This is a genomic window from Streptomyces sp. NBC_01429 (assembly GCF_036231945.1).
Taxonomy (GTDB): Bacteria; Actinomycetota; Actinomycetes; order Streptomycetales; family Streptomycetaceae; genus Streptomyces.
Genome location: NZ_CP109599.1, coordinates 6,055,802 through 6,071,554, shown reverse-complemented (window position 1 = coordinate 6,071,554; position 15,753 = coordinate 6,055,802). Strand labels below are relative to the sequence as shown.

The following is a 15,753-nucleotide window of genomic DNA, read 5'->3' as shown; positions in this document are numbered from 1 at the left end:
CCCGGCAGATTTTCGCGTAACGGGCCCGGAGAAATCAGGCCGCGGGCGTACCCTGCGGCGTCGTTCCCGGGGGCTCGGAGACCGGGGCCGAGGCGGGCTCGGAGGCGGGCTCGGAGGCGGGGGCCGAGCCGGGCGCCGACGGGGTTTCGGTGCCCGCCTTCTTGCCCTTGTTCGCCTCGGAGACCCATTTGCGCAGATTGTCGGGTGTGATGTTCTCCTCGCCCTTCTTCGGGAACACCGCCTCACCGTTGAGCAGGACGGTCGGCGTCCCGGAGAATCCGCCGTTGCGGAACGCCTCGGAGGACTTCTCCACCCACTTGTCGTGCGCTCCGTCCTCCACGCACTGACGGAACCCGGGCGCCGACTCCAGGCCGTCCACCTTGCCCGCCAGCTCCAGCAGGTGGCTGTTCTTGGCGAACGCGTCGTCCGTCTCCGCCGGCTGGTTCTCGTACAGCGCGTCGTGGTACGGCGCGAACTTGCCGACGTCCTGGGCGCAGGCGGCGGCGTTGGCGGCGCGCACCGATCCCGTGCCGCCCATGTTGCCGTCGATGAGCGTCGCGAGGTGGTACTCGACCTTGAGCGCTCCCGCCTTCTCCAGCTCGTGGATCACCGGCCGGAACGCGTTCTCGAACTGGGCGCAGGCCGGGCAGCGGAAGTCCTCCCACACCGTGAGCGTGGACGGCGCGTCCGTGGCGCCCACGGGGATCGCCAGATCGTCCTTGCCGTTCACCCCCGAGGGCGCGCTCACCGGCCCGGCCGCGCCGCCGCCGTCCTTGTGCTTGCCCATGTTCACGGCGAGCAGCCCGACCGCGCCGGCCAGGGCCAGCACGCCGACCGCCGACGCGGCCACGATCAGGCCGCGCTTGCGCTTCTCGCGTGCCTTGAACTCAGCACGTTCCTGCTGGAGCCGCTCTCTCGCGCTCCGCTTTGCCTCACGGTTCTTCTCGCTCACGCCCACAGCAACGAACCGGGGAGGCGCGAACGCACCTCCCCGGCCCCAGGTCCACCCGTACGGATGACGCGGGCGTGCCCGCACCCGTCAGCGCTTGCGAACGCCCTTGGCCAGCTCGCCCGCCAGCTCACGCACCGCGACCAGCCCGGCGGCCTCGTCGGGCGCGTCCAGCATCCGCTTCACGAACGCCGAACCGACGATCACGCCGTCGGCGAATCCGGCGACCTCGGCCGCGTGCTCCGCCGTGGAGACGCCGAGCCCGACGCAGACCGGCAGTTCCGTCGTCGTACGGGTCCGCTCCACCAGCGTCCGCGCCTCCAGGCCCACCGAGGTACGGGTCCCCGTGACGCCCATCAGCGACGCCGCGTAGACGAAGCCGCTGCCCGCGGCGGTGATCTTCGCCAGCCGCTCGTCCCTGCTGCTCGGCGCCACCACGAAGACGGTCGCCAGCCCGTGCCTCTCGGCGTGCTCACGCCATTGGGCGGACTCCTGGACGGGCAGGTCGGGCAGGATGCACCCGGCGCCGCCCGCCTCGGCCAGCTCGGCGGTGAACCGCTCGACGCCGTACCGGTCGATCGGATTCCAGTACGTCATGATCAGCACCGGCCTGCCGGTGGCCTCGTACGCCTCGCGGACCGTGCGCATCACATCGGCGATCTTCACCCCGCCGCGCAGCGCGATGTCGTCGGCGGTCTGGATGACCGGTCCGTCGAGCACCGGGTCGCTGTGCGGCAGCCCGACCTCGACGATGTCGGCGCCGCCCTCGAAGACGGCCTTGACCGCGGCGATGCCGCCGTCCACGGTCGGGAAGCCGGCCGGCAGGTAGGCGATCAGCGCGGCCCGGTCCTCCGCCTTCGCCGCGGCGAGGGTGTCGCTCAGCAGCCGAATGTTCCCGCTCACTTGGTGCCCTCCCCGTCGTACAGCCCGAAGTAGCGGGCGGCCGTGTCCATGTCCTTGTCGCCGCGCCCGGAGAGGTTGACCACGATCAGGCCGTCCTCACCCAGCTCGCGCCCCACCTCCAGCGCCCCGGCCAGCGCGTGCGCGCTCTCGATCGCCGGGATGATGCCCTCGGTGCGCGAGAGCAGCAGCAGCGCCTCCATCGCGTCGTCGTCGGTCACCGCCCGGTACTCGCCGCGCCCGCTGTCCTTGAGATACGCGTGCTCGGGTCCGATGCCCGGGTAGTCGAGCCCGGCCGAGATCGAGTACGGCTCGGTGATCTGGCCCTCCTCGTCCTGGAGGACGTAGGAACGCGACCCGTGCAGGATGCCGGGCTCGCCCGCGCTGAGCGTGGCGGCGTGCTCACCGCTCCCGATGCCGTGCCCGGCGGGCTCGCAGCCCACCAGCCGTACGTCCGCGTCGGGGATGAAGGCGTGGAAGAGGCCGATCGCGTTGGATCCGCCGCCCACGCACGCCACGGCGGCATCGGGGAGCCGGCCGGCGCGCTCCAGGATCTGCCGCCTGGCCTCCACGCCGATGACGCGGTGGAAGTCGCGGACCATCGCCGGGAAGGGGTGCGGTCCCGCGACCGTGCCGAACAGGTAGTGCGTACGGTCCACATTGGCGACCCAGTCGCGGAACGCCTCGTTGATGGCGTCCTTCAGGGTCCGGCTGCCGGAGGTGACGGGGACGACCTCCGCGCCGAGCATCCGCATCCTGGCCACGTTCAGGGCCTGGCGCTGGGTGTCGATCTCGCCCATGTAGATGGTGCATTCGAGGCCGAACAGCGCGCAGGCGGTGGCGGTGGCGACCCCGTGCTGCCCGGCGCCGGTCTCGGCGATGACGCGGGTCTTGCCCATCCGCCGGGTGAGCAGCGCCTGGCCCAGCACGTTGTTGATCTTGTGCGAGCCGGTGTGGTTGAGGTCCTCGCGCTTGAGGAACACGCGGGCGCCCCCGGCCCGCTCGGCGAAGCGCTTCACCTCGGTGAGCGGGCTGGGCCGGCCGGTGTAGTCGACCAGCAGCCCGTTCAGCTCGGCGGCGAAGGCGGGGTCGTTCTTCGCCTTCTCGTACTCGACGGCCACCTCGTCGACGGCGGCGACGAGGGCCTCGGGGATGAACTTGCCGCCGTAGGCGCCGAAGTACCCCTCGGCGCTCGGGATCCGACCCTCGGGGTCGGGAATGAAGAACTCGGAAGACACGCGGGAACTCCTCGGGAAGCAACGGACGGAGAGCACCGTATGCGTCCTGGGCGGGCCGCCCCGCGCCCATCCGCCGTACGGACAGGGCCGCACGGGAGAGCGGTCCGTACGGACCGGGCCGTACGGACGGGGGTGGACCGGGTCAGGACGCGGCTACCCGCGCCATCGCATCCCGTTGACCTGACCGGGCTCGTCCCCGATGACGTACCGCACCCGCCGCCCGCGCACCCGCCGCGCCGGTGCGCGGCACCCGCGCGGGCGGCAGCCACGCGCCAGGGCGCCGTGCGGCGGCCGGTGGAGTACGGGGACGGAGAGGGCGATACCCATGGGTGCGGGTCAGTCCCTGCCGTGCCGCAGCGCCGGGTGGGCGCCCGCGGCGACGAGGTCGGCCACGGCGGTCCTCGGGTCGCGCCCGGTGACGAGCGACTCGCCGACGAGCACCGCGTCGGCGCCTGCGTTGGCGTACGCGATCAGGTCGTGCGGCCCGCGCACCCCGGACTCGGCGATCTTGACGATGTGGTCCGGGATCTCGGGGGCGACCCGCTCGAAGGTGGAGCGGTCGACCTTGAGGGTCTTCAGATCGCGGGCGTTCACCCCGATGATCTTCGCGCCGGCGTCCACCGCGCGCTCGGCCTCGTCCTCGTCGTGCACCTCGACGAGCGGGGTGAGCCCGATCGACTCGGCCCGCTCGATCAACGACACCAAGGCCTGCTGGTCGAGCGCGGAGACGATCAGCAGGACGACATCGGCGCCGTGCGCCCGTGCCTCCCACAGCTGGTACGACGTGACGATGAAGTCCTTGCGCAGCACGGGAATGTCGACCTTGGCCCGGACCGCGTCCAGGTCGGCCAGCGAACCGCCGAAGCGGCGCTCCTCCGTCAGTACGGAGATGACGGCGGCGCCGCCCGCCTCGTAGTCGGCGGCGAGCGCGGCCGGGTCGGCGATCGCGGCGAGCGCGCCCTTGGACGGGCTGGAGCGCTTGACCTCACAGATCACCTGGACGCCCTCGCCGCGCAGCGCGGCGGCGGCGTCCTTGGCCTGGGGCGCCTTGGCGGCGCGCTCCTTCAGCTCGTCAAGGCCCACGCGCGCCTGTCGCTCTGCGAGGTCGGCGCGTACGCCGTCGATGATCTCGTCGAGCACACTCACGCGAGCGGCCCCCCTTTCGATTGCACTTCGGACATGGGCGCCGTCCGGTCCAACCGGTGACCAGGTGGATCAGGATCAGCCATATCGATGCTAGCCGGAACAGGACGGATGACTCGCATCCGGATGGCCGGGCATGTCACTGCCAGGGGTTTCACGGTGCGAGCCAGCTGCCGAAGGGCAGGTTTCTGACCACGGTGAAGACCAGGAGTACCGCCCCGATGCCCCACCAGACGGCGGGGTGCCGGGGAATCGGCGCGGGAAGGCCCTTGCGGGCGCGCATCACCCACACGAGCCATCCGACGGCGAAGACCGCGTAGCCGACGACCGCCATCGCGTTGGCGCCGAGGGCGGCGGCCGGATCGCCGTGGGCGACGGCGTGGGCGCTGCGCAGGCCGCCGCAGCCGGGGCAGTAGAGGCCGGTGAGGGCGTAGAGCGGGCAGACCGGGTAGTGGCCGGATTCATTCGGGTCGATCAGGCCGACGTAGGTGAAGGCCGCGCCGATCGCGCCGAGGGTGGCCAGCGGCGGCAGCAGCCGGCGCAGCGGTCCCGGGAGCCGGTCGCGGCCGGTGGCCGGGGCCGCCGGATCGGGCACCCGGACAGGGCCTGGGTCGGTCATCGCGTCGTCCACCCCGTGATTGTCGCCGCTGGAACGCGAAGACGCAGCCCGGTCCCAGGGCCTGTCGGGTGGCCGCTGACCGGACTGCGTCCAGGGAATGTCGCCGGGGACCGCTCAGGCGGTCTGTGCCTGCGCCTCCAGGGCGGCCGGCTTCGCGGGCTCGTGCGCCGTGTGCGCGGACTCGGCGCGGGCCAGGTAGGCGGCCTTGATGTCCTCGGAGCGCATGTTCACCTGCTTGTTGGCGGCGGCGGCCCTGGCGCGGACCAGCTCCTCCGACTCCTTGGGCTTGCCCAGGCCGGCGGCCCGCATCGCCATGCCGACGACGCCCGCGAGCAGTATCACGGCGAGACCGCCCCAGAACGCGATCATGTTCACCGCCACCATGCCGACACCCGAGATGCCGAAGCCGATGAAGGCGATGAAGACACCGGTCCAGGCCGCCGGGGTGTGTCCGTGGCTGCTGCCCGCCATGAGTTGCTCCTCGTTGCTGTCGCGCTGGGTGAGTCGGACTGGGTGACTCGGACGCTCACCGACATTGTCCCGCATGGGGGTGGCGGAACGGGCCGGGGGGTGGGTGTGAGTCAGCTCTCGCGCGTCGGGTCCTCGCCCCGGTCCAGGGCCTTCCACAGGTCCTCGGGACGGTCGGGGTCGACCACCGGTGCCTTGCGGGCGCGGCCCCCGGCCGGGGCGGGCGCTCCGGGGCCGGCCGCGACGGCCGTGGCGCCGGGCCGTTCGTACCGGCCGGACATGCCGGGCCACCTCCTGCCGTACACCAGGGCCAGCACTCCGGCGAGCAGGATCAGGACGCTGCCCACCGAGGTCACGTAGGGCCAGGCCGTGTGGGACAGCGCGTGGACGGTGGCGGCGGTGTCGCCGGTGGTCTTCGCCGCCATCCCGTCCAGCGCCGAGCGGTCGGAGGCGCCGAGGAACGCGGCCAGCGCGGCGCCGGCGCCGCTCAGCGCGAGCAGCGCGGCGACCAGGAGCCGGCCGGCGCGGCGCACGGCGAAGACGGCGACGAGCGCGGCGAGACCGACGACGGCGAGGGCGGCCGGGACGCCGGTGATGTCACGGCCGTTGGCGTCGAGCGGCACGGAGCCGCCGCCGACGGCGGCCGTGCCGCCGGCCCAGGTCTGGCCGGAGGCGATCAGCACCACGGCGGCGCCGACGGCGCCGAGCAGCAGGGCGGCGGCGAGGCTGCGGCGGCCGCTCGGGCCGCCGCCGTCATCGCCGTCGCGCGCCGGTCGCGCGGCGGAGGTGGGGGTGGAGGTGGCCGCCGGACCGGCGGCACGGGGCTGGGGTACGGGTACGGCACTCACGTACCCCACTATCCCCTACGCCCCGGTGTGCGGGGGAACGCGGGCTCCCGACCGCCCTCCCCCGGTGTCTCTCCCCGGTGCCTCACGCGTCCTTGAGGCGGTTCGCGGTGTGGACGGCCCGCAGTACGGCCGCCGCCTTGTTCCGGCACTCGGTGTCCTCGGAGACCGGATCGGAGTCGGCGACGACCCCGGCCCCCGCCTGCACGTACGCGGTGCCGTCGCGCAGCAGGGCGGTGCGGATGGCGATGGCGGTGTCCGAGTCGCCCGCGAAGTCGAGATAGCCGACGCAGCCGCCGTACAGCCCGCGCCGGGTCGGTTCCAGTTCGTCGATGATCTGGAGGGCGCGCGGCTTGGGCGCCCCGGAGAGCGTGCCCGCCGGGAAGCAGGCGGTCAGGACGTCGAAGGCGGAGCGGCCCTCGGCGACCTCGCCCGTCACCGTCGACACGATGTGCATGACGTGCGAGTAGCGCTCGACGGACATGAAGTCGACGACTTCGACGCTGCCGGGCACGCAGACGCGGCCCAGGTCGTTGCGGCCGAGGTCGACCAGCATCAGGTGCTCGGCGCGCTCCTTGGGGTCGGCGAGGAGTTCGTCGGCGAGCGCCTGGTCCTCCTGGGGCGTGGCGCCCCGGTGCCGGGTGCCGGCGATCGGGTGCACCAGGGCGCGGCCGTCCTCGACCTTGACCAGTGCCTCCGGGCTGGAGCCCACGACGTCGAAGCCGTCGAAGCGGAAGAGGTACATGTACGGCGAGGGGTTGGTGGCCCGCAGCACCCGGTAGACGTCGAGCGCGCTCGCGGTGACGGGGGTCTCGAAGCGCTGCGAGGGCACGACCTGGAACGCCTCGCCCGCCCTGATCCGCTCCTTGATGTCCTCGACGGCCTCCTGGTAGGCGGCGCCGCCCCACAGCGCGGTGTACTCGGGCAGCTCGGAGGCGGGCAGCGCGGTGGGCGCGGTGTGGACCGGCTCGGCGAGATCGGCGGCCATCGCGTCGAGGCGGGCCACGGCGTCGGCGTACGCCTCGTCGACCCCGGTGTCCAGGTCGTTGTGGTTGATCGCGTTGGCGATCAGCAGGACCGAGCCGTCCCAGTGGTCGAGTACGGCGAGGTCCGAGGTGAGCAGCATGGTCAGCTCGGGGATGCGCAGGTCGTCGCGCGCGTGGTCGCCGACCTTCTCCAGCCGCCGCACGATGTCGTAGCCGAGGTAGCCGACCATGCCGCCGGTGAAGGGCGGCATGCCGGAGACCGGCCGGACAGGGCCGAGGTCGCGGGGGGTGTGCAGCGTCTCCAGGGTGGCGCGCAGGGCGGCCAGCGGGTCGCCCTCGGTGGGCACGCCGACCGGCGGGGTGCCCTGCCAGTGGGCGCGGCCGTCGCGCTCGGTGAGGGTGGCGGCGGACCGTACCCCGATGAACGAGTAGCGGGACCAGGAGCGGCCGTTCTCCGCCGACTCCAGCAGAAACGTCCCGGGGCGCTCGGCGGCGAGCTTGCGGTACAGGCCGACCGGCGTGTCCCCGTCGGCGAGGAGGCGCCGGCTGACGGGGATGACACGGCGGTCCGCCGCCAGCTCGCGGAAGGTCTCAAGATCCATGGCGGCTGACCCTACTGCCCGGGGACGGGGCCGAGGGGCAGCACGTCGGCGTCGAAGCAGGTCCGCGCGCCGGTGTGGCAGGCGGCGCCCACCTGGTCGACCTGGACGAGCACCGTGTCGGCGTCGCAGTCCAGGGCGACGGACCTGACGTGCTGGACATGGCCGGAGGTGTCGCCCTTGACCCAGTACTCGCGGCGGCTGCGCGACCAGTAGGTGCAGCGGCCGGTGGTCAGGGTGCGGTGCAGGGCCTCGTCGTCCATCCAGCCGAGCATCAGCACCTCGCCGGTGTCGTACTGCTGGGCGATGGCGGGGAGCAGTCCGTCGGCGCTGCGCTTGAGCCGGGCGGCGATGGCGGGGTCGAGCCCACCGGTCATGCTGGTCATACGGACATTGTGCCGCGCCCGGCGTCCGCGCCGGGCCGCGGTCCACTGGGCGGACGGGGTGCGGGCGCCGTAGGCTGGGTGCCATGTCGACCCATGCAAAGCGTGAACGACTTCTGCTCGCCGACCTGTTGGAGGCGGTGGGTCCCGACGCGCCGACGCTCTGTGACGGCTGGCTGGCGCGTGATCTCGCCGCCCACGTGGTGCTGCGCGAGCGGCGCCCGGACGCGGCGGGCGGGACGCTGCTGCCCGCGCTGCGGGGCCGGCTGGAGCGGGTGCAGGCCGAGTTCGTGGCGAAGCCGTACGAGGAGCTGATCCAGCTGATCCGTACGGGACCCCCGAGGATGTCCCCGTTCGGCATCAAGCAGCTGGACGAGGCGGCGAACACGGTCGAGTTCTACATCCACGCCGAGGACGTCCGGCGGGCGCAGCCCGAGTGGACGCCGCGCGAGCTGGACCGGGTCTTCTCGGACACGCTGTGGGCGCGGCTGGAGAAGGGCGGCCGGATGATGGGCCGCAAGTCCCCGGTGGGCCTGGTGCTGCGCCGCCCCGACGGCCAGACGACGGTCGCGCACCGGGGCACCCCGGTGGTGACGGTCACGGGCGAGCCGGCCGAGCTGCTGCTCTTCGCGTTCGGGCGGCAGGCGGTGGCGGACGTGACGCTGGAGGGCGACAAGGCGGCGGTCACGGCGGTACGGGACGCGAAGCTGGGCATCGCGTAGCGCGCCTTCAGGCCCCGTCCGGGGCCGGGGCGGGCCCGAAGCGGCGCCGGTACGCCGACGGGGTGAGCCCGGTCCCGCGCCGCATCAGTGTGCGCAGATGGGCGGCGGAGCCGAGCCCGCTGCGCCGGGCGACCACGTCGAATCGGGACTCGCCCCGCTCGATCAGCCGGCAGGCGAGGGCGAGCCGCTCGCCGGTGAGCCAGACCAGTGGTGTCGTACCCAGCTCGGCCTGGAAGCGGCGGTGGAGCGTGGCGGAGCTGACGGCCGCGCGGGCGGCGAGGTCGGGCACCGTGAGCGGTGTGTCCAGCCGTTCCTGGGCCCAGGCCAGCACGGGGGCGAGTGATTCGTCGGCGACCGCGGGCACCGGCCGCTCCACGAACTGCCGTTGACCGCCGTCCCGGTGTGCCGCGAAGACCAGTCGGCGGCTCACCGCGTTGGCGATCTCCGCGCCGTGGTCGCGGCGGACCACGTGCAGCCCGAGGTCGAGCGCCGCGGCGCTGCCCGCGGCGGTGAGGATGTCGCCGTCGTCCACGAACAGCACATCGGGTTCGAGCCCGACGGTGGGGAAGCGGGCGCGGAAGTCGTCCGCCCACTGCCAGTGCGCGGTGGCCCGGCGCCCGTCGAGGACCCCGGCCTCGGCCAGGGTGAAGGCGCCGCTGCAGAATCCGATCAGCCGGGTGCCGCGCGCGTGCGCCCGCCGGACGGCGTCGAGTACGGCGGGGCGCCGGGGCACCTCGATATCGGGTCTGTTCGGGACGATCAGCGTGTCGGCCTCGTCGGCCGCCTCCAGGCCGACGACGCCGCTCAGGGTGAAGAACCCGTCCCGCATCACCGTGCGCGGTCGCGGCGAGCAGAGCCTGAAGTCGTACAGATCACGGCCGATCTCGGGCCTGTGCAGCCCGAAGATCTCGGTGGCGCAGCCGAGTTCGAAGGGGTTGGAGTTCTCGTCCACGATCACCACGACCCGGTGCGGGTCCGCCCCGCGTACGGCCCCGGCCGCGCCGCGAACCGCCCTGCGAACCGGTCCGGCCACCTGCGAGGATTGTTGCGTCATATGCGATTTCTAGCACTCACACCGGTCGGCGCGCACCGTCGAGGATGAGTCCATGACCGACGAACCCATCGCCCTCGACACGGCTCTGGCCTCCTTCGACGCCCTGTGGAGCCCCCGCATCGTGACGCGGGTCAACGACTACGACGTACGCGTGACGAAGGTCGAGGGGGAACACCTCTGGCACGTCCACGACGACACCGACGAGTTCTTCCTCGTCCTCGACGGGGAACTGCACATCTCGCTGCGCGAACCGGCCGGGGAGCGCACCGTGCGGCTCCCCCGGGGCGCGGTGTTCACCGTCCCCCGGGGGACGGAGCACAAGCCGTACGCTCCGTCGCGCACCTCGATCCTGCTGTTCGAGCCCACCGGCACACCGACCGTCGGCGACCGTCACGACGAGATCCCCGATCACGTCGACGCGACGACGGGGCACGCCCTCGGTACGTGACGAGCCGGGGAGCGTGCGCCGCGCGGCACGCTCCCCGTCGAGCTCTCACGCGCCGGTACGCGGCCCGGCACCGTCTCGTCGCCTTCTGCCAGACTCTGGCGACGTATCCGGCGGGTCGCGACCGGTGCGCCGTCAGCCTCCGGCCGGGCTCCGCCGTTCCCCTGGTTCGTCCCGTGTTTCTGGGAGGTCTCGTATGCGCGGATTACCGATATCGCGGCGCCGGGTACACCGACGATGTCGCCGTGGGAGCCACCACGACGTCCGCCGGCACGCTGTTGCAGGTCTTCGGCAACCACAGCGACGGCCGGCTGTGGACCGTCACGCAGTCCGCGCCCGGCACAGCGGCCGAACCGACCGGGACGTGGGACGTGAACAGCACGTTCGACCTGGGCCCGGCCCTGGTCGGGCTGCCCACAGCGGTGGCCAACGCCGACGGCCGGCTCGCCGTGTTCGGTGTGAACGCCAACCGCCGGGTGACCGAGTTCCTCGGGCCCTGGCATCTGCATATGGCCCCGTGCGTACCCGGCGACACGACACAGCAGTGGTATCTCGACCCGGTCACCCCGACCACCACGGCCGGGCCCACCGCCTACCGGATCGTCCAGGTCAGCTCGGGGACGTGCCTCACCGCGCTCGACAGCGACCCGCTGGTGGAGCGGATCGACTGCCGGAGCACCGATCCGAACCACCACAACACCTGGCTGCTGGGCCGCGGCGAAGCCGTCGCGCCCGGTGTGCTGAACCTGGCGCTCGCCCGCGCCGCCCAGCAGTGCGCCGCCGATCCGAACAGCAACACCTGCACGTTCGTCGACGCGAGCACCCCGTCCGCCTACCGGGCCTCCCAGGGCTGCGTGGTCGGCAGTGTGCTGTTCAACGACGGCGTCGGCGACGCCAAGTACACGGCGAGCTGGACACGCACGACGGGCTCCGAGTGGTCGGTGGCCGGGACAGTGGAGTGGGAGCCGAGTGACAAGATCACGCTCTCGTTCACCGCCTCCCACAGCTGGATCGAGGAGTCCTCGACGACGGAGTCGGTCGAAGTGACGGTGGCCCCCAAGCAGTTCGGCTGGGTCGAGTACACACCGGTGGTGCGGGAGACCATCGGGTACTGGAAGATCGTCCTGGGCACCGGCACCTGGACGGTGCCAGGACACAACATCTCCGTCGCGAAACCCGGCACGAACGGCGCGCGGGACTTCTGGATCGCCAAGTCCTCCGGTGTTCCGCCCACGGGTGGTCACTGCGATCGGTGAGCCCGCCGGTCACCACGGCCCCGGCGCCGCCAGCAGGCGGGCCAGTTCGGTGCGTGAGCGCACCCCCAGCGCGGCGAAGACATTGCGCAGGTGGTGGTCGACGGTACGGGTGGAGACGGAGAGCCGGCGGGCGACCTCGCGGTTGGTGGCGCCCTCGGCCACACAGCGGGCGACGCGCTGCTGCTGCGGGGTGAGCAGGAGCAGCGGGGCCGCCGGGGTGGTGGTGTGCGCGGGGTTCGCGGGGGCCGGCTCGCCGGCGGCGCGCAGTTCGCCGCGCACCCGGTCGCACCAGAGGAGGGCGCCGCACCGCTCGAAGGAGGCGAGGGCGTCGCGCAGCGGGGTGCGGGCCGCGCGGGGGCGGCGACGACGGCGCAGCCAGTGTCCGTAGAGGAGTTGGGTACGGGCCCGTTCGAAGTCGCCGCCGGAGCGGTCGTGGTGGGCGAGGGCCTCCTCGTACCGTGCGGCCGCCTCGGTGTCCGGGGCCAGCAGGGCGCGGCAGCGGGCGAGTTGGGCCGGGGCGTGCGGGTCGGCGGTACGGGCGCACCAGGCCGCGAACGCCTCGACCGCCGCGCGGGCGTCGGCGCCCCGGCCCGCCAGGACGGCCGCCTCCACGAAACACGGGACGAGCGCCGTCCGGGAGGCGAAGTGGCCGGGCCGGGGGCCGGGGCCGACCAGGGGGGCGAGGAGGGCAGCGGCCTCGGCCGAGCGGCCGACGGCCAGTTCGGCGCGGGCGACGGCCCAGCTCGCGAGGGTCGTCGCGTGGAGCAGCCCGTGCGGTCCCGCGCCCGCCCGCGCCGCTTGGGCGTGGGCGGCGCAGGTGCGCGCGTCGCCCTCCGCCGAGGCGGCGAGGGCGAGTACGGCGTGCAGGTGGGCGGCGGCGTTGCGCTGGCCGAGCCGGTCGGCGGCGGCGAGCCCCTCGTGGGCGTGCACCCGGGCCCGCGCGTGCCGGCCGGCCCGCAGTTCGCCGTACGCGAGGTGCTCCAGGGCCTGCGGGAGCAGCGCGTCGGGGCCGTGTGCCCGTACGGCGGCCAGCGCCCGCGCGCCCGCCCGGCAGGCGATGTCCACCTCGCCGACGACGAGCGCGGCGATACCGGCGCGCAGCAGGGGCGCGGGGTCGCCGGGAACGGGGCCGGGGCGGGAGCCGGGGGCGGAGTCGTGGCCGGGGTCGGAGGCATGGCCGGGGCCGGGGCCGGGGTCGGCCGTGCCGCTCCCCATCACCCGTGCGACGTACCCGCGCAGCAGCGCGTCGCCCTCCTCCGGCCGGCCGGCGAGGAGGGCGCAGATCCCGGCCCGGTAGCGGTCGAGCGCAGGGTCGTCCGGACTCGCCGGTACGCGGCTCATCGCGTCGAGACAGCCGCGCGCGTCGCCCGCCGCCCAGGCCGCCTCCGCCGCGCCGAGCAGGGCGTGCACGGTCCGTACGGTGTCGTGGGGCGCGAGCAGCGCGGCGGCCGTGAGCAGGGCCTGTCCGGCGTCGGCGGCCGGGCCGTCGCGCAGCGCGAGCAGCCCGCGTACGTAGTGCGCGTGGCCCGGGGCGGGGACGGTGCGGACGCGGGCGAGCAGGACGCGCGCCTGGCCCGGCTCCCCGGCGAGCCAGGCGTGTTCGGCGGCGGCGGCGAACCGGGTGGCGCGCAGCGTCTCGTCCGGGGAGAGCGCGGCGGCCCGCGCCAGTGCCCCGGCGCGGTCGGCGTGCGGGGCCGGGGCGACGGCGGCCAGGGCGAGCGCGTCGGCGAGCGCCGGGTGGTATCCGTCGGCGGCGCACGCGCGCTGGACGAGCCTCGGCAGGGCGAGGTCGGGTCCTTCGAGCGCAGCGGCGAGCAGCCGGTGCGCGGCGAGGCGGCGGTCGAGCGGGGCGTCGCGCAGTACCGCCCTGCGGGTCAGTGGATGGGTGAAGCGGATACGGGAACCGGCGCCGCGCAGCACTCCCGCGCTCTCGGCGGGAGCGGTCCGGCCGGGGGCGATCCCGGCCAGCCGCCCGGCGCGCAGCAGCAGACCGGCGTCCGCGCCCGCCCCCTCGGGTTCGTGCTCCTCGGCCGCCGCGACGAGCAGCAGCAGCGCGCGGGTGTCGTCGGGCAGGGCCGCGAGCGGAGCCGCGTAGGCGTCGAGGAGGTCTTCGCCGCCGGGCAGTGGATGGGGCAGTGGCTGACGCCCTGACAGTTGACGTGGCGTCAGGTGTTGGACGAGCGAGACCAGCAGCCGGGGGTTGCCGGCCGCCTCGCGGCGCAGCTCTTCCCTTACGGCAGAACCGATATGACAGGGAGTCAGCTCGGTCAGCAGCTCATCGGCGTCCACCGCATCGAGCGGTCCGAGCCGCAGTACGGGCAGCCCGGAGAGCGCCTCCGCGCCGTTCCGGCCGTGCGCGCCGTCCCGGCCGTCCGTGGCGGTGAGCAGGACGGCGACCCCGGCTCGGGCCGTGAGCCGGCGGACCGCGAACGTCAGCGCGGCGCGCGAGCGCGGATCCCAGAGGTGTACGTCGTCCACGCAGACCAGCAGGGGCCGCCGGGCGCCGAGGGCGGTCAGCAGATCGAGCAGGGCGGCGGGCGCGAGACCGGAGCGCAGCACCTCGGCGGGCCGCACCGGCAGCGGGAGCGCGTCCGGGGCCGAGCAGAGGAGCGCGTGGAGTCCGCTGTACGGCAGCAGCCGCTCGGCGGGGGCCGCAGTGGTCCGCAGGACCGGCCCGGCGCGGTGGCCCTCCGCCGTGTGCAGGGCCAGGGCGCTGCGCCCGAGGCCGGGCGGCGCTGTCAGTACGAGTGTGGTGCCGTGTCCGGCGGCCAGGAGGGCCAACAGCTTTTCCAGTACGGCGAGTTCACCGCTGCGGCCGGACAGCCGGCGGGGAGCGCGCCCGGTCGTGGAGAGGGTCACGGCCGTCAGGTTACTGCCGCGTAAACAACCTCGGAAGACATCGGTCCGGGGCGGGTTCGCACCCGCCCCGGACGGCCCCTCCCGATCCGGTGCCTCCCGGATCGGGAGGGGCCGCGCCGGGAGGCGCCGGGTCAGGACGTGTGCGGGCAGTTGCCCCGGTACTCAGCGATGGTGGCGCCGGCCTGCGGCAGCGGGCAGAGGAACTGCTCGTAGCGGGTGTCGCTGTCGATGAAGCGCTTCAGCCAGGACAGGCTGTACTTCGCGATCGTGGTGTTCGCCGTGGTAGGGGCCGAGTGGCTCGCGCCCTTCAGCTCCAGGTACGCCTTGTCGAGCGAGCCGGGCAGCGACTCGTAGAACGGCTCGGAGTGCGAGGCGACCGGGGCGACGGTGTCACCGTCGGCCCCGACCAGCAGGGTGGGCGTCCGCAGCTGCGCCCAGTTCTTGTTCAGGTCCCAGGCGGTCAGCGGGACTGCCGCCTTCAGCGAGGTGCGGCTCTTGGCGGCCTCCAGGCTGCCGCCGCCGCCCATGGAGTGCCCCATGACGCCCAGCCGCGCGCTGTCGATCCGGGTGCGCACGGACGAACTCTGCGTCAGATAGTCGAGTGCGGCGAGGAGTTGGCGGCCACGGCTGTCGGGGGCGTCCAGGGTGGTGTTGGTGTCGATGGTGAAGACGACGAAGCCCTGGGAGGCGAGCCGGGGGCCGAGCCAGCCGACGCTGGACTGGGTGGCGGTGAAGCCGGGCGAGACGGCCACGGCCCCGAAGGTGCCGTCGGCGGTGGAGGTCGGGTAGTAGATCGTGCCGCCGCCGAACCCGGTGGCGCTCGCCGAGGAGACCGTGGTCTGCGAGACGGCGTAGCTGCCGCGCGCGGCCTCGATACCGGCCACCGTGGGCGCGGGACCGCGCTCGTACGGATTGTCGGCGACCAGCGCCTGGGCCCCGGAGGCGCCGGGGATCAGCGCGGCGAACAGGCCCAGGGTCGTGAGTGCCGCCGCCCATAGCCCCTTGGCGGTACGGGGGGAGGCGGGCGGTGAGGAGTGCTGACGCACGGTGGGGGGTCCTCTCGGTCGTGACGGAGCCACGCCGGAGGCCGTACGGGTGCACCGGAGTGGGACCGCCATTTGACTGGCGGTCGCCACTGTCGCGGCGCACACGACACGGAAGCATCGGCAAATTCACCGGTCTTGATGAACCGGTCGAGAACCACCCGGGAATCGCCCGCGAACCGCCCCGGGAACACCGCCCGGGAAACCGTCGGGGGCACCGGCCGCTCGGCGGCCGGTGCCCCCA

15 protein-coding genes and 1 pseudogene are annotated in these 15,753 nt (G+C 73.8%); 3 read left to right on the top strand and 13 right to left on the bottom strand.

The features are described from left to right. Positions 1–34: 34 nt before the first annotated feature. From OG627_RS26735 to hisI, 10 genes and pseudogenes are all read right to left on the bottom strand, one after another. Positions 35–952 (bottom strand): DsbA family protein, encoded by a 918-nt coding sequence (locus OG627_RS26735; RefSeq protein WP_329069277.1) that lies wholly within the window; start codon positions 950–952, stop codon positions 35–37. An 87-nt stretch (positions 953–1,039) separates the two neighbouring features. Continuing rightward, a complete protein-coding gene (gene trpA, locus OG627_RS26730; protein WP_329069275.1) occupies positions 1,040–1,852 on the bottom strand; it encodes a tryptophan synthase subunit alpha in 813 nt (270 codons plus the stop codon). After that, positions 1,849–3,087, bottom strand: a complete 1,239-nt coding sequence (gene trpB / locus OG627_RS26725; RefSeq protein WP_329069273.1) for a tryptophan synthase subunit beta — start codon at positions 3,085–3,087, stop codon at positions 1,849–1,851. The genes trpA and trpB overlap by 4 nt, the downstream gene beginning before the upstream one ends. Before the next feature lie 153 nt (positions 3,088–3,240). Next, positions 3,241–3,414 carry a tryptophan biosynthesis modulator TrpM gene (gene trpM, locus OG627_RS26720; protein ID WP_329069271.1) on the bottom strand — a complete coding sequence of 58 codons (174 nt, stop codon included), beginning with the start codon at positions 3,412–3,414 and terminating at the stop codon, positions 3,241–3,243. A 9-nt stretch (positions 3,415–3,423) separates the two neighbouring features. Then, on the bottom strand, positions 3,424–4,233 hold the full coding sequence (gene trpC / locus OG627_RS26715) for an indole-3-glycerol phosphate synthase TrpC (RefSeq protein ID WP_329069269.1): 810 nt from the start codon (positions 4,231–4,233) through the stop codon (positions 3,424–3,426). A gap of 151 nt (positions 4,234–4,384) precedes the next feature. Then, positions 4,385–4,861: a DUF2752 domain-containing protein gene (locus tag OG627_RS26710; RefSeq protein WP_329069267.1), complete on the bottom strand. Its 477-nt coding sequence runs from the start codon at positions 4,859–4,861 to the stop codon at positions 4,385–4,387. A gap of 216 nt (positions 4,862–5,077) precedes the next feature. Beyond that, positions 5,078–5,320 (bottom strand): annotated as a pseudogene (locus tag OG627_RS26705) (HGxxPAAW family protein); the annotation flags it as partial. 110 nt (positions 5,321–5,430) lie between these two features. After that, a complete protein-coding gene (locus OG627_RS26700; RefSeq protein WP_329069265.1) occupies positions 5,431–6,174 on the bottom strand; it encodes a TIGR02234 family membrane protein in 744 nt (247 codons plus the stop codon). A gap of 73 nt (positions 6,175–6,247) precedes the next feature. Next, the gene (locus OG627_RS26695) at positions 6,248–7,750 is read right to left on the bottom strand and encodes an anthranilate synthase component I (RefSeq protein WP_329069263.1); all 1,503 of its coding nucleotides are present in this window, start codon (positions 7,748–7,750) and stop codon (positions 6,248–6,250) included. An 11-nt stretch (positions 7,751–7,761) separates the two neighbouring features. Then, the gene (hisI, locus tag OG627_RS26690) at positions 7,762–8,133 is read right to left on the bottom strand and encodes a phosphoribosyl-AMP cyclohydrolase (RefSeq protein ID WP_329069261.1); all 372 of its coding nucleotides are present in this window, start codon (positions 8,131–8,133) and stop codon (positions 7,762–7,764) included. 83 nt (positions 8,134–8,216) lie between these two features. Here hisI and OG627_RS26685 point away from each other — a divergent pair, with 83 nt between their 5' ends. Further along, a complete protein-coding gene (locus tag OG627_RS26685; RefSeq protein WP_329069259.1) occupies positions 8,217–8,852 on the top strand; it encodes a TIGR03085 family metal-binding protein in 636 nt (211 codons plus the stop codon). Between the two features lie 7 nt (positions 8,853–8,859). On the opposite strand, the gene OG627_RS26680 is transcribed toward OG627_RS26685, so the two are convergent. Next, positions 8,860–9,810 (bottom strand): GlxA family transcriptional regulator, encoded by a 951-nt coding sequence (locus tag OG627_RS26680; RefSeq protein ID WP_329073019.1) that lies wholly within the window; start codon positions 9,808–9,810, stop codon positions 8,860–8,862. Between the two features lie 148 nt (positions 9,811–9,958). Here OG627_RS26680 and OG627_RS26675 point away from each other — a divergent pair, with 148 nt between their 5' ends. Together OG627_RS26675 and OG627_RS26670 are read left to right on the top strand one after the other, a co-directional pair. After that, entirely contained in the window at positions 9,959–10,354 is a 396-nt protein-coding gene (locus tag OG627_RS26675; RefSeq protein WP_329069257.1) for a cupin domain-containing protein, read from the top strand. A gap of 242 nt (positions 10,355–10,596) precedes the next feature. Next, positions 10,597–11,607, top strand: a complete 1,011-nt coding sequence (locus OG627_RS26670; RefSeq protein ID WP_329069255.1) for a hypothetical protein — start codon at positions 10,597–10,599, stop codon at positions 11,605–11,607. Between the two features lie 9 nt (positions 11,608–11,616). On the opposite strand, the gene OG627_RS26665 is transcribed toward OG627_RS26670, so the two are convergent. After that, positions 11,617–14,466 carry a helix-turn-helix transcriptional regulator gene (locus OG627_RS26665; RefSeq protein WP_329069253.1) on the bottom strand — a complete coding sequence of 950 codons (2,850 nt, stop codon included), beginning with the start codon at positions 14,464–14,466 and terminating at the stop codon, positions 11,617–11,619. Positions 14,467–14,597: 131 nt separating this feature from the next. Next, positions 14,598–15,512, bottom strand: coding sequence for a bis(hydroxyethyl) terephthalate hydrolase (gene bdeA, locus OG627_RS26660; protein ID WP_443073545.1), 915 nt, complete (start codon positions 15,510–15,512; stop codon positions 14,598–14,600). Between the last annotated feature and the right edge of the window lie 241 nt (positions 15,513–15,753).